14 protein-coding genes, 1 tRNA gene and 1 pseudogene are annotated in these 12636 nt (G+C 68.6%); 5 read left to right on the top strand and 11 right to left on the bottom strand.

The genetic code is table 11. The annotated features are described in order from the left end of the window. Positions 1-108: 108 nt before the first annotated feature. Complete coding sequence (locus ASE95_RS17090) at positions 109-837, bottom strand: class I SAM-dependent methyltransferase (protein WP_056639203.1); 729 nt, start codon at positions 835-837, stop codon at positions 109-111. A gap of 16 nt (positions 838-853) precedes the next feature. Further along, positions 854-1303, bottom strand: coding sequence for a GtrA family protein (locus ASE95_RS17085; RefSeq protein WP_082450250.1), 450 nt, complete (start codon positions 1301-1303; stop codon positions 854-856). A gap of 237 nt (positions 1304-1540) precedes the next feature. Here ASE95_RS17085 and ASE95_RS17080 point away from each other — a divergent pair, with 237 nt between their 5' ends. After that, complete coding sequence (locus ASE95_RS17080; protein WP_235528395.1) at positions 1541-3259, top strand: AcrB/AcrD/AcrF family protein; 1719 nt, start codon at positions 1541-1543, stop codon at positions 3257-3259. A gap of 47 nt (positions 3260-3306) precedes the next feature. Here the strand turns inward: ASE95_RS17080 and ASE95_RS17075 are convergent, their stop codons facing one another. From ASE95_RS17075 to ASE95_RS17050, 6 genes are all read right to left on the bottom strand, one after another. Then, positions 3307-3924: a MarC family protein gene (locus tag ASE95_RS17075; RefSeq protein WP_056639199.1), complete on the bottom strand. Its 618-nt coding sequence runs from the start codon at positions 3922-3924 to the stop codon at positions 3307-3309. A gap of 13 nt (positions 3925-3937) precedes the next feature. After that, a complete protein-coding gene (gene folD / locus ASE95_RS17070; protein WP_056639196.1) occupies positions 3938-4807 on the bottom strand; it encodes a bifunctional methylenetetrahydrofolate dehydrogenase/methenyltetrahydrofolate cyclohydrolase FolD in 870 nt (289 codons plus the stop codon). Beyond that, positions 4804-5070, bottom strand: coding sequence for a DUF167 domain-containing protein (locus ASE95_RS17910; protein ID WP_268795854.1), 267 nt, complete (start codon positions 5068-5070; stop codon positions 4804-4806). Before ASE95_RS17910 ends, folD begins: the two co-directional genes overlap by 4 nt. Positions 5071-5102: 32 nt before the next feature. Then, a complete protein-coding gene (locus ASE95_RS17905; protein WP_056639194.1) occupies positions 5103-5411 on the bottom strand; it encodes a YggT family protein in 309 nt (102 codons plus the stop codon). Positions 5412-5489: 78 nt separating this feature from the next. Further along, positions 5490-6383: an acetylglutamate kinase gene (argB, locus tag ASE95_RS17055; protein WP_056639246.1), complete on the bottom strand. Its 894-nt coding sequence runs from the start codon at positions 6381-6383 to the stop codon at positions 5490-5492. A gap of 38 nt (positions 6384-6421) precedes the next feature. Next, positions 6422-7093 (bottom strand): queuosine precursor transporter, encoded by a 672-nt coding sequence (locus ASE95_RS17050; RefSeq protein ID WP_056639243.1) that lies wholly within the window; start codon positions 7091-7093, stop codon positions 6422-6424. A gap of 219 nt (positions 7094-7312) precedes the next feature. Here ASE95_RS17050 and ASE95_RS17045 point away from each other — a divergent pair, with 219 nt between their 5' ends. Next, positions 7313-8647 carry a NupC/NupG family nucleoside CNT transporter gene (locus ASE95_RS17045; protein ID WP_056639191.1) on the top strand — a complete coding sequence of 445 codons (1335 nt, stop codon included), beginning with the start codon at positions 7313-7315 and terminating at the stop codon, positions 8645-8647. A 557-nt stretch (positions 8648-9204) separates the two neighbouring features. On the opposite strand, the gene ASE95_RS17040 is transcribed toward ASE95_RS17045, so the two are convergent. Then, positions 9205-9999, bottom strand: coding sequence for a PEPxxWA-CTERM sorting domain-containing protein (locus ASE95_RS17040; RefSeq protein ID WP_056639187.1), 795 nt, complete (start codon positions 9997-9999; stop codon positions 9205-9207). A 170-nt stretch (positions 10000-10169) separates the two neighbouring features. Between ASE95_RS17040 and aguB the strand changes: the two genes are divergently transcribed. Beyond that, positions 10170-11018, top strand: a complete 849-nt coding sequence (aguB, locus tag ASE95_RS17035) for an N-carbamoylputrescine amidase (RefSeq protein ID WP_056639240.1) — start codon at positions 10170-10172, stop codon at positions 11016-11018. 24 nt (positions 11019-11042) lie between these two features. On the opposite strand, the gene ASE95_RS17030 is transcribed toward aguB, so the two are convergent. Beyond that, positions 11043-11699, bottom strand: a complete 657-nt coding sequence (locus ASE95_RS17030; RefSeq protein WP_056639184.1) for a uracil-DNA glycosylase — start codon at positions 11697-11699, stop codon at positions 11043-11045. A 23-nt stretch (positions 11700-11722) separates the two neighbouring features. Between ASE95_RS17030 and folK the strand changes: the two genes are divergently transcribed. Both folK and ASE95_RS17020 read left to right on the top strand, forming a co-directional pair. Continuing rightward, positions 11723-12211, top strand: coding sequence for a 2-amino-4-hydroxy-6-hydroxymethyldihydropteridine diphosphokinase (gene folK / locus ASE95_RS17025; protein WP_056639181.1), 489 nt, complete (start codon positions 11723-11725; stop codon positions 12209-12211). Next, positions 12212-12287 (top strand) — tRNA-Lys (locus ASE95_RS17020). Positions 12288-12320: 33 nt separating this feature from the next. Here ASE95_RS17020 and ASE95_RS17015 read toward each other — a convergent pair. After that, positions 12321-12636: pseudogene (locus tag ASE95_RS17015) on the bottom strand (methyl-accepting chemotaxis protein); the annotation flags it as partial.

Genomic DNA, 12636 nt, shown 5'->3' with positions numbered 1-12636 from the left:
AAACGACGGACGGGTGCAAGGCAGTGATGCGCGACGGGCGGCCACCCGGCGGTGTCCCGCATCCGGCTTCATGAACAATCGCCCTCCGCCATGCGGGCGCGTGAGGCGTCAGCGCGGCTCGGCCAGGGTCAGGATCGACACGCCCATCGGCATCGGCATGCGGCCGACCAGATGCCGCTCCAGCCGGAAGATCCGTTCGAACAAGGCGTTCACCGGTGCCGCTGGAGGCGAATCATCGCTGTCGTCGCGCCCGGTCAGCCGTCCGGCGACGCGCGCGGCGGCGGCGAGCGGGAACAGTAGCGAGTTGAAATAGGTCAGACCGCGTTCCTTCAACCCGGCCTCGTGGATCGCGCCGAGCAGCGTCGCCTTGGAATAACGGCGGTGATGGTGGTTCACGACGTCGTGCGCGCTCCACAGCCATTGGTGCGCGGGCACCGCGATCAGGATCTTGCCGCCGGGCGCGAGGCACGCGCGCATCGCCGCCAGCGCCGCGACGTCATCCTCGATATGCTCGACAACATCCAGCACCGCGATCAGATCGTAGGCGCCGCGCGCGACACCCGGCAGTTCCGGCAGCGGAGCCTCGCCGACCGGCTTGCCCAACCGTGCGCTAGCGATGGCGCGCGCGGCGGGATCGATCTCGATCGCGTCGACGTCCCCGAACGCCGCCAGCATCGGCAGATTGTGTCCGGTGCCGCAACCGATCTCCAGGATGCGCGCCGGCGCCGGCAACCGCCCCTCACGCGTCAGGTAATCGGCTAGGATATCGCGGCGCGCACGATACCACCAATGGGTGGAATCGTGTTCGGCCATGCGATCGTAGACGCGGCGATCCATCAGCGGATGATCCTGTTCAAGCGAAGACCCAGAAGCGGTTGAGCGCGAAGGTGACGAGTGGGGTGACGAACAGGATCGGCACCAGCGGCCACCATGTCGCGCCGTGCATCGGCCCGGTTAGCAACCAGACGAAGAAGGTGTTCATCGCGAAGCTGACCAGCGAGACGATGAAGAACCGCCCGCCGGTGCGCGCCAGATTCTCGCGCTCGCCGACGTCGCGGAAGCTCCAGCGGCTGTGCATGACATAGCCGGACAGCATGGCGACGAGATAGCCGAGCACGTTGCCGACCAGCGGCCAGACGCTGCGATCCGCCAGCGGCCAGCGTGCCTGCGCATAGGTGGCGATCGGCCAGTAGACGATCGCATAGAAAGCGGTGGCCGCGCCCCCGGTCAGCCCGAAGCGCACCAACTGCCAGAACAGCGCCCGCCATTCCTCCGCTTTTCCGTCCGATCGTAACGTCGTCACCGATCACCCTTTCCGCGCCCGCCTACGGCCGCCGGTCAAAAGTGGCAATGCCCGGGGGCATCCGGCGGGCGCGCTGGTCGTTGCCGTTTTTCCGCACGCCTCGTAAGCACCATCGCATCAAGGGCCGCGCACCGGCAGCCGCGGCGTGAAGGAAATACGTTGATCAACCACCTGTTGCCGCCCGCCACGCTCGACCGGGTCGGACGCGTGCTCGACCGCCACTGGCTGCGGCTGACGATGCTGGCGTGGCTGGGCATCGCGATCTGGTACGTCTGGCAACGCTGGGCGGGAATTCACTGGCTGTCGCTGGGCGATACCGACGACAACATGCGCCTGATGCAGGTACGCGCGCTGCTGGACGGACAGGGCTGGTTCGACCTGCGCAACTATCGCCTCAATCCGCCCGGCGGGTTCAACATCCACTGGTCGCGGCTGGTCGATCTGCCGATCGCCGCGCTGATCGTGGTGCTGCGCCCGTTCGTCGGCGTGGCGGAGGCGGAGCGGCTGGCGTGCGGGATCGCACCGTTGTTGCCGCTGGCGGTGACGCTCGCCGCGCTGGGTGCGACGCTGCGGCGGCTGGTGCACCCGCTGGCGTGGCCGCTCGGCATTGCGCTGTTCCTGGCGACCAACGTGTTGCTGGGGATGTTCATGCCCGACCGCATCGACCATCACGGCTGGCAGCTGGCGATGCTGGCGGTGACCGTCGCCGGACTGTGCGATCCGCGCCGTGGGCGCGGCGGCGCGCTGGTCGGTGGGGCGACGGCGGTGTCGCTGACGATCGGGCTGGAGATGTTGCCCTATGCGGCGATGGCGGGGGCGATCATCGCGCTGGCGTGGATCTGGGACCGGGGCGAGCGCGATCGGCTGGCGGTATATGCGCTGGGGCTGGCCGGGGGAACGGCGGCGGGGTTCGCCGGGTTCGCCTCCGATGCCAACCGCCTCTATCGCTGCGACGCGCTGACCCCCGTCTACGCCTCCACGGTGGTGCTGGCGGGCGGGTTGCTGCTGGGGCTGGCGATGCTGTCGCCGCAGCGGCCGGCGGTGCGGCTGGTGCTGGCGATCGTGGCGGGTGCGCTGGTCGCCGGTTTCTTCGCGCTGGCCTTCCCGCAATGCCTCGGCCGGCCGGAGCAGGTATCGGACGAACTTTATACCAGCTGGCTGTCGCAAGTGCGCGAGGCCAAGCCGATCTACCGCCATCCGCTGCGCATCGCGCTGCCGATCGTGACGTTGCCGCTGATCGGGCTGATCGGCGCCGTGCTGGCGACGTGGCAGGCGCGACGTCAGCCGAGCCTGCGCGGCTGGGCCTGCGTGGCGTTGTTCGGTGCATTCGCGGCATCGATGCTGCTGTGGCAGGCGCGCGCCGGCCCGGCGGCGCAGCTGCTGGCGGTGCCCGGCGCGGCGGCGCTGGCGTGGCTGGCGTTGCCGTTGCTGGCCGCGCCGCGTTTCTGGTTGGCGAAGGCGGCGGCGGCGGCGGGGCTGTTCGTGATCGTGTCGGGCAGCTTCACGCCGATCGTCATCGACAGCTTCGGCGTCGACCGGCCGAGCGCGTACGTCCGACGCGTCAACAAGGCGACCGGGCGCTGCCTGACCCTCCCCGCGATGCGCCCGCTGGACCGCTATCCCGCGCAGACGGTGTTCACCTTCGTCGACCTTGGCCCGCGCCTCATCACGCTGACCCATCACAGTGCGATCGCCGGGCCGTATCACCGCAACGGGGACGCGATCCTCGACGTCCACCACGCCTTCATGCGCTCCCCCGCGGAGGCACGCGCGATCATGAAGCGCCACGGCGCGACGATGCTGCTGGTGTGCCCGGACATGGCCGAATCGACCAATTACCGGGCGAAGGCGCGCGGCGGTTTCTACGACCGGCTGGCGAAGGGAGAGTCGTTCGACTGGCTGACGCCGCTGCCGATCAAGCAGGGATCGCCGTTCCGCGCATTCCGGGTGAAGTGACGCGAGCCGTCACCCCCGGCCTCGGCCCGGGGGTGACGGCGATCGGGTCAGCGCACTTGTTCCATGATGCCGTCGATCACGAACTGCACCGCCAGCGCGGCGAGCAGCACGCCGAGCAGGCGGGTGATGACCGCCTCGATCTTCGCGCCCATCACGCGCATCAACGGCCCGGCTGCCAGTAGCGCCAGCAACATCAACACGAGGTTCGCCGCCAGTGCCGCCATCACCACGGCGGTCTGTTCGACCCCGTGGCTGCGCGCGGTGAGCAGCATCACCGAGGCGATCGATCCCGGACCGGCGATCATCGGCATCGCCATCGGGAAGATCGAGACGTCGTCCGCCTCTTCGGTGGTGATTTTCGCCGCGCGATCCTCGCGCCGCTGGGTGCGCTTCTCGAACACCATCTCCAGCGCGATCAGGAACAGCATCACACCGCCCGCGATCCGGAACGACGCCAGTTCGATGCCGAGCACGTGGAGCAACGGTTCGCCGGCCAGCGCGAACACCAGCAGGATCAGCGCCGCGACCACCACGGCGCGCACCGCCATGGCGCGGCGATGCTCCGCGGTGGTCCCGGCGGTCAGCCCCGCGAAGATCGGCGCGCAGCCCGGCGGATCGATGATGACGAACAGCGTGACGAACGCCGAGACGAACAGTTCGAGCATCAGAGCGCCCGCGTCACAGCGCGGGATCGATCGCGACGCCCGCGCGCCGCGAGGCCGCGACCAGCGTGTTGCGCATCAGCACCGCGATCGTCATCGGCCCGACGCCGCCGGGCACCGGGGTGATCGCGCCGGCGACCTCCGCGGCGCGCGGATCGACGTCGCCGACCAGCCCCGCATCCGTGCGGTTGATGCCGACGTCGATCACGGTCGCACCGGGCTTGATCCAGTCGCGCTGGACGAAGCCGGGGATGCCGACGGCGGCGACGACGATGTCCGCCTGCCGCACGTGGCCCATCACGTCGCGCGTCCGGCTGTGCACGGTGGTGACGGTGCAGCTTTCCCGAAGCAGCAGCGCCGCCATCGGCTTGCCGACGATGTTCGAACGGCCGATCACCACCGCCTCCAGCCCGGCGAGGTGCGGATGGATCTCGCGCAGCAGCATGATGCAGCCCAGCGGGGTGCACGGCACCAGCCCGTCCAGCCCGGTCGCCAGCCGCCCGGCGTTGACCGGGTGGAAACCGTCGACATCCTTGTCGGGATCGATGCGGGTGATGACCGCGCGCTCGTCGATATGGCGGGGCAGCGGCAGCTGGACGAGGATGCCGTCGACCGCATCGTCGGCGTTCAGCCGGTCGACCAGCGCGATCAGCTCGCCCTGCGCTACGTCGGCGGGCAAGCGATGCTCGAAGCTTTCCATGCCCGCCGCCAGCGTCGCCTTGCCCTTGGACAGGACGTAGACCGACGATGCCGGATCCTCGCCGACCAGCACGACGGCGAGGCCGGGCTTGCGGCCCGCGTCACGCGTGAAGGCGGCGGCGGCGATGGCGACACGGTTGCGCAGCTGCGCGGCGAAGGCTTTTCCGTCGATGGTGCGGGCTGTCATGGGGCGATCGCATAAAGCGACGCGGCGATTTGCGCCAGCGCTTGCGGATCGCCGGCGATCGCCAGCCGCTTCAGCCGCGCGGTCTGGCCGGCGACCAGCGTCACGTCGCGCCGCGCCACGCCGAACCGTTTGGCGACCAGCGCGACCAGCGCTTCGTTGGCCGCGCCGTCGACCGGCGCCGCCGCCAGTCGCACGGCGAAATGATCGCCGGTGCCGGCAAGCAGCGAGTCGCGCCCGCCACGCGGCGTCACGCGCACCGCGATCGCGACGCCGTCAGCGGTCGTGCGCCATGCGGTCAGACGGTGCTGCTCATCACCGCGCTGGCGGCGACGTTGTTGAGGACGATGTTGAGAATCGCCAGCAGCACCAGCACGATCGCCGGTGCGAAATCGATCCCGCCGGTGTTCGGCAGCATCCGCCGGATCGGGCGGTACAGCGGCTCGCTGAGCCGATCCAACCCCTCGTACAGCGAGCGCACGAAGTTGGTCGAGGTGTTGACGACGTTGAAGGAAATCAGCAGCGAGAGCACGAACTGCACGATGATGATCCACCATACGAGGTTCAGGATCACCTGCAGGATCTGGATGATGGTGAGCGTCAGCACGCGTGGCGTCTCCGAAAAGGTGTGTCGGCGATATAGGTCACCATGAGACCGGGCGAAAGACCGGCCGAAAGACCGGGATCAGGCGCGGATGAGCGTGCCTGCGCCGCGCTTCGTAAAGATTTCGAGCAGCATCGCGTGCGGCACCCGCCCGTCGAGCACCACCGCCGCGTCCACCCCGGCCTGCACCGCGGCCACGCACGTCTCCAGCTTGGGGATCATCCCGCCCGAGATCGTGCCGTCGGCGCGCAACGCGGCGACGGCGGCAGGATCGAGATCGGTCACCAGCTGTCCGTTCTTGTCGAGCACGCCCGCCACGTCGGTCAGCAGGAAGAAGCGCGATGCGCCAAGCGCCGAGGCGATCGCGCCGGCCATCGTATCGGCGTTGATATTGTAGGTGTGGCCGTCCGCGCCGATCCCGATCGGGGCGATCACCGGAATGATGCCCTCCCGGCTGAGCGAATCGATGATGCGGCGATCGACCGCGACCGGTTCCCCGACGAAGCCGAGGTCGACGTTACGTTCGATCCCCTGCAACGGATCGGGCGCGCGGCTGCCGACCTTCTCGGCGCGCACCAGCCCGGCATCCTTGCCGGAGATTCCGACCGCACGCCCGCCGGCGCGGCCGATCCAGCCGACGATTTCCTTGTTGATCGATCCCGCCAGCACCATTTCGGCGATCTGCGCGGTTTCGGCATCGGTGACGCGCAAGCCGTCGACGAAGCGCGATTCGACGCCCAGCCGCTTGAGCATCCGCCCGATCTGCGGCCCGCCGCCATGGACGACGACCGGATTGATCCCGACCGCCTTCAACAGCACGACATCCTCGGCGAAGTCCGCCTGCGCCTCCGGATCGCCCATCGCGTGTCCGCCGTATTTCACGACGAACGTCTTGCCGGCATAACGTTGCAGGTACGGCAGCGCCTCGACCAGCGTTTCGGCCTTCAGCGCGGGCGACAGGTTAGGATCGGTCATGAGCCGCGCCATAGCGGCGTGTGCACCGCCGCGAAAGGTCAGGCGTCCAGCCGCCGCCCCGTCGCCACCAGCAGGTAGATCAGCGGCGGCACCAGCGCGATCGACAGCACGACCTTCGCCAGCATCTGCCCGGCCATCAGCCAGCCGACCGCCGACAACCCGAACGCGATCGAAATGAACAGGATCGAATCGACGATCTGGCTGAGCGCGCTGGCGGTCGCCGCGCGGAACCACAACAGCCGACCGCCCTCCCGCCCCTTCAGCCACGAGAAGATCGTGACGTTCAGCGTCTGCGAAATGCCGTAAGCGACGATCCCGCCCGCCCAGATCCACGGCGTCGCGCCCATCATCCGGTTGAACGCGGCGAGATGATCCGCGCCCATCTCCGGGGCGGGCGGCAGCACCAGCACCACCAGCGTCAGCACCATCGAGACAAGCAGCGGGACGAACCCCATCAGCACCAGCCGCCCCGCCACCTTCTGCCCGTGCAGTTCGGCGACCGCGCTGGACGTGACGACCAGCAGCAGGAACGCGAAGATGCCCGCCTCCACCGCAAGCGGCGGCAGCCCGACCAGCGGGCCGAGCGCCGAGATCGGCCCCAGCGAAACCTGTTTGTTGCCGAGCACCCCGGCGATGCACACCATGCCGCCGTAAAAGATCGAGAAGGCGAACAGCGATGGCGGGATCGGGCGACGGGCGGGTGCTTCCATCGCCGTGATGTAGCCGGTGCCGGGTAGAGCGGGCAAGGTTCCGCGGAACACCGATCCGGTCGCGGCACCGGCATAAGCGATGGAAAAGGCGCATCGCGGCCGATCCGGCCTCCGTCGTCCCCGGCCCCCATCCCCGGCGCGGTCGATCATGGCTGGCGGCGGTCCGCGCCGCATGTCATGGGCAGGGACGGTGCCGAACGGCGACATCGAAGAAGAAAAATGCACAGAATCCTCATCGGCCTGGCGGGTATCGTCGTCATCCTGCTGCTCGCGGTGCTGCTGTCGGCCGACCGCCGCGCGATCCGCCTGCGCATCGTCGCCAGCGCCTTTGCATTGCAGGCGGCGATCGCGGTGATCGTGCTGTACTGGACGCCGGGACGCGCCGCGCTGGGCGGCGCATCGTCGGGCGTCGCGGCGCTGCTGGGCTATTCGCAGAAGGGCACCGAGTTCCTGTTCGGCAACCTGGCCAGCCCGGCGGTCGGCGGGCAGAGCTTCGCGATCGCGGCGTTGCCGGTCATCATCTTCTTCGCCAGCCTCGTCTCGATCCTCTACTATCTCGGCTTCATGCAGTTCATCGTCCGCTGGATCGGCGGCGCAATCGAAAAGGTGATCGGGACCAGCAAGGTCGAGAGCCTGTGCGCGGCGGCCAACATCTTCGTCGGGCAAAGCGAATCGCCGCTGGTCATCCGCCCCTATCTCGCCGGGCTGACCCCGGCGCAGGTATTCACCGTCATGACCAGCGGGATGGCGGGTGTCGCCGGCACGATCCTGGCCGCCTATGCCTCGATGGGGATCAGCATCGACTATCTGCTCGCGGCCAGCTTCATGGCGGCGCCGGGCGGCATCCTGATGGCCAAGATCATCATGCCGGACCGGGTCATGCCCCCGGAAGGCGAACTGCCGCTGGGCGACATGCCCGACGTGGCGCGGCAGATCGCGCTGGCCGAGGCGCGGATCAGCGGTCGCGGCCCGGCCGCGCTGCTGCCCGAGGGCACGCCGGGCGAGCCGTTGCCCGACGCGACGCACGACGAGGAGAAGCCCGCCAACCTCATCATGGCCGCGGCGCAGGGCGCACAGACCGGGGTGAAGCTGGCGGTGGCGGTGGGCGCGATGGTGCTGGCGTTCGTCGCGCTCGTCGCGCTGGCCAACGGCCTGCTCGGCACGGTCGGCGGATGGCTGGGCCTGCCGGGACTGAGCTTCCAGGGGTTGCTGGGATATGTGTTCCAGCCGGTGATGTTCCTGCTGAACGTGCCATGGGACGAGGCGGGGATTGCCGGCGGTCTGTTCGGCGAAAAGATCGTGCTGAATGAATTCGTCGCGTACATCGACCTCGGCAAGCAGGCGGCACAGCTTTCCCCGCGCACGATCGCGGTGGTGACGTTCGCGCTGTGCGGCTTCGCCAATTTCAGCTCGATCGCGATCCAGATGGCGGTGACGGGCAGCCTCGCCCCCAACCAGCGCCCGACGATCGCGCGGCTGGGCCTGCGCGCGCTGGCGGCGGGCAGCCTTGCCAACCTGATGAGCGCGGCGCTGGCGGGTCTGTTGATCGGCTGAGTCGCGCCGCGGGCGCGCGCCGCGGGCGCGCGCCGCGGAAGTTGACAAAGTTCACGCCACGTCGGCGCTGAAAACGCGCCGTGGATGCTGCCCCGGGCACGTGGGCGGCAGGGCGGGCGGGCGGCGTGGGCATCGTCGCCGACGCTGTCATGCGGCGGGTATGTAGGACAGGCCTTTCCGGCCGTCGCGGCAACGGCGACCTCGGGAAGCCCGTCGACCGCGCCCATGTGCGAACCGACACTGCTGACCTGCCTACCTTGCTGACCTGCCGATCCGCCTACCCTGCCGATCCTGCCGACAATGGATGTCGAGCGCTTCATCGTATCTCGTTCGTCGGTTCGGACGCGACCCGCAGCCCGGCTTCTTTGGCGATCGCCGGTTGGCGGACGCCGGATCACGTCCGGGTCACGGGCAAGGAGGCGTGCGCGTTCAATCCTGTCAGCGTCGCGACGATCCTCACCGGTCGCCCACGAACCGAAACGCGCGGTGGCTGGCGCACGAAAAGGGGCCGCCGGATCGCTCCGACGGCCCCCTGCACGCAACCGGAAAGTCCGGGTTCAGGCGAGGCTGGTCTTGGCCGCGCCGCGACGACGGCGGAGTGCCGCGCCGACCACGCCGAAGCCGAGGATCATCGTCATCCAGGTGGTCGGCTCGGGAACGCCGCTGGTCACCTTGATCTGGTTCAGCTTGAACGCGTCGTTGAGGCCATCCGGACCGAAGAACGAACCGCCGATGATCCAGACGTTGCCGGCCTTGTCGGGCGACAGATTGTAGGTTTGCTTGGCCGCACCCCTGTACAGATCGCTGTTGCTGTTGAACCAGTTGGCGCCCGACTGCTTCGACGAATCGTAGTTCAGCGACGCTTCGAGACCGCGCAGCGTGGTGTTGGTCATCGCCGCGCCGAAGCTGGTGACGCCGCGCGCGATGAACGCGTCATTGTCGCCCGGGCCGAAGCCGGGGATCGCGAACTTGGTGAGCTCGGCCGACTGCAACGACACCATCTGGTCGAACTGCAGGACGATGAATTCCCAACCGTTGACGTTGTCGATCTGGTGCAGCCCGTTGCTGCCGGTCTCGTTCTGACCGGCCTGGTAGATGCCCAGACCAGCCGGATTGAAAACACCAAGCTTTCCAGCGGTATAGTTACCGTTGAAGTCACGCGACCAAGCCGTCGCCTTAACATTGACCGTCGACTTGCGGTCGACCGAACCAACCTTGTAGGTGATGGTGTTGCCATAGACGTCGCCCGTCGACGAACCCTTGGTCGTATCGACGATGAAGTCCGCGGCCTGCGCCGGCATTGCAGCGACCAACGCCCCGGCGGCCAGCGCGACTTGCGCGAAACGAATCATATGTTGCCCCTTTATTCGGTAAAAATCGAATTACCCGTTGCGATGCTGTTCGCGCAATCGCTGCGCCTCCGCAACGGTCTCGTCCGAGCCGCCGTCCCTGTTCGATACAAAGTCAGTGGTTTACCATCATCCGCTGGCGTCGTGGCGACCGCGCTACTATGTCCGCGCGCATGACCGAGATCACCGTCGCCGCGCTGCAACTCGCCTTTTCCGCCGACATCGACGCGAATATCGCCAAGGTGTCAGATGCCGTGCGGGAGGCGCATGGTCGCGGGGCGCAGGTGATCCTGCCGCCCGAATTGTTCGAGGGCGAGTATTTCTGCCGCGTCGAGGACGAGGCGCTGTTCGCCAATGCCGCGCCGGTCGGCGAGCACAAGGCGGTGCTGGCGATGCAGGCGCTGGCCGAGGCGCTGAAGGTGTACATCCCGACCAGCTTCTTCGAGCTTGACGGACCGCACCATTACAACTCGCTGGCGATGATCGGTCCCGACGGCGAGGTACAGGGCGTGTATCGCAAGAGTCACATCCCCGATGGCCCCGGCTATGAAGAGAAATTCTATTTCCGCCCGGGCAATACCGGGTTCAAGGTGTGGAACGGCCCGAAGGCGAAACTGGGCGTCGGCGTGTGCTGGGATCAATGGTATCCCGAAACGGCGCGCGCGATGATGCTGATGGGGGCCGAGGTGCTGTTCTATCCCACCGCGATCGGCAGCGAGCCGCACGACACGTCGCTCGATACCGCGCGGCTCTGGCGGCGGGCGATGGTCGGCCATGCGGTGTCGAACGTGGTACCGGTCATCGCCGCCAATCGCGTCGGCGTCGAACATGGCCAGACCTTCTACGGCACCAGCTTCATCACCGACGAGCGCGGCGACATATTGGCGGAACTGGGCCGCGAGGAAGAGGGCGTGATCGTCGCGACGCTGGATCTGGACCGCGTGCGCCGGCACCGCGCCGCGTTCGGCTTCTTCCGCGACCGCCGCCCGGAATTGTATGGGCGGCTGGTGCAGGACATCTGATCCGCCGGCCACCGTTCGCCGGCGTCAGGGACGCAGTTCCAGCGCACGGGCGAACACCGCCTCGAACATCTCGCGCGTCAGGCGGCCGGTGTTCTGATTGTATCGGGAGCAATGATAGCTGTCGATCAGCACGCGCCCGTCGGGCACGCGATGTTCGGCAAGGTGGGCGAAGCGCGCCTTGGGCAGTCGACCGCCCAGCACCTTGACCGTCGATTGGTGCGCGACCTGCCCCAGCGCGACGAACACGCGCGCGTTCGGCAGCGCCGCGACCTGTGCGGACAGGAACCGCCGGCAGGTTCGCACTTCCTCCGGCGTCGGCTTGTTACCCGGCGGCAGGCACTTGACCGCGTTGAGGATCATCGCGCCGCGCAGCCGCACGCCGTCGTCGGGACGCGCATCGAACGTCCCCTCCAGCAACCCGGATTGCGCGAGCGTCCCGAACAACAGCGGCCCTGCGCCGTCGCCGGTGAACGGACGCCCGGTGCGATGCGCGCCGTGCATGCCCGGCGCCAGCCCGACGATCGCCAGCCATGCATCGGGATCGCCGAATGCGGGAACGGGCGCGTTCCACCAGTCGGGGTGTTCGCCGCGCACCTCCGCGCGCAACGCCGCCAGCCTGGGGCACAAGGGGCAGTCGAGCGGCGGTTCGGTCGCGGCAAGCGAAGGGGGTGCGAAGTCCATGGCGGTGCGATAGGCGCTGCACGATGGGCGGTTCAATCTATCTCGTCGCGGTCGGCTCCAATCGCCGCGGCCGGCATGGCGTACCACGCGCCGAAGTGGCCGCGGCGCTGCGCCTGCTGGGCGGACGGGCCGCGCCGATCATCGCCAGTGCGCCGCTGGGGCCGTCGACGCGAACCTTCGCCAACGCCGCCGCGCTGATCGAAACCGCGGAGGACCCGCCCGCGCTGCTCGCGCGGCTGAAGGCGATCGAGCGCGGGTTCGGGCGGCGTGGCGGACGGCGATGGGGGGCGCGGGTGATCGACCTGGACATCGTCCTGTGGTCGGGCGGAGCGTGGCGCAGCGCGACGCTCACCATCCCGCATCCGGCGTTCCGCGTCCGCGCGTTCGTGCTGACGCCGGCCAGCGCGATCGCGCCGCGCTGGCGCGATCCGCAAAGCGGGCTGACGCTGCGCCAGCTTCATGCCCGGTTGACCCGCAGCCGCGCCGCCCCTAGTCGGCGTCGGTCCGCGTGAGGGTCCGTAGCTCAGTTGGTAGAGCAAGCGACTTTTAATCGAGAGGTCCCGGGTTCGAGCCCCGGCGGACCCACCACGCGGCACGGGTGAGGACGCGCGTGCCGCGTCCTCAAAACTCCGACCATTCGTCTTCCGCGACGGCCAGCGCGTTGCCGCGTGTCCCGGTGACCGGGCGGCGCGAGGTGCGGGCGATGTCGCGCCCGGCGGCCGCGGCGCGCGCCTGAAGGTCATGGACGGGCGAGGTGTGGACCGCGACCGCCGCACGGCGCGGCTTGCCGTCGATGCGGAAGCGCGACACCTCCGCAATCAGGCGATCGGCTTCCTCGGCGAGGCTGCGCGCGGCGGCGGTCGCTTCCTCGACCATCGCGGCATTCTGCTGCGTCACCCCGTCCATCTCGGAGACGGCGGTGTTCACCTGCTGCAGC

The organism is Sphingomonas sp. Leaf231 (genome assembly GCF_001421995.1).
Taxonomy (GTDB): domain Bacteria; phylum Pseudomonadota; class Alphaproteobacteria; order Sphingomonadales; family Sphingomonadaceae; genus Sphingomonas.
The sequence above is the reverse complement of the archived record's forward strand: the minus strand, read 5'-3'. Positions and strand labels throughout refer to the sequence as shown.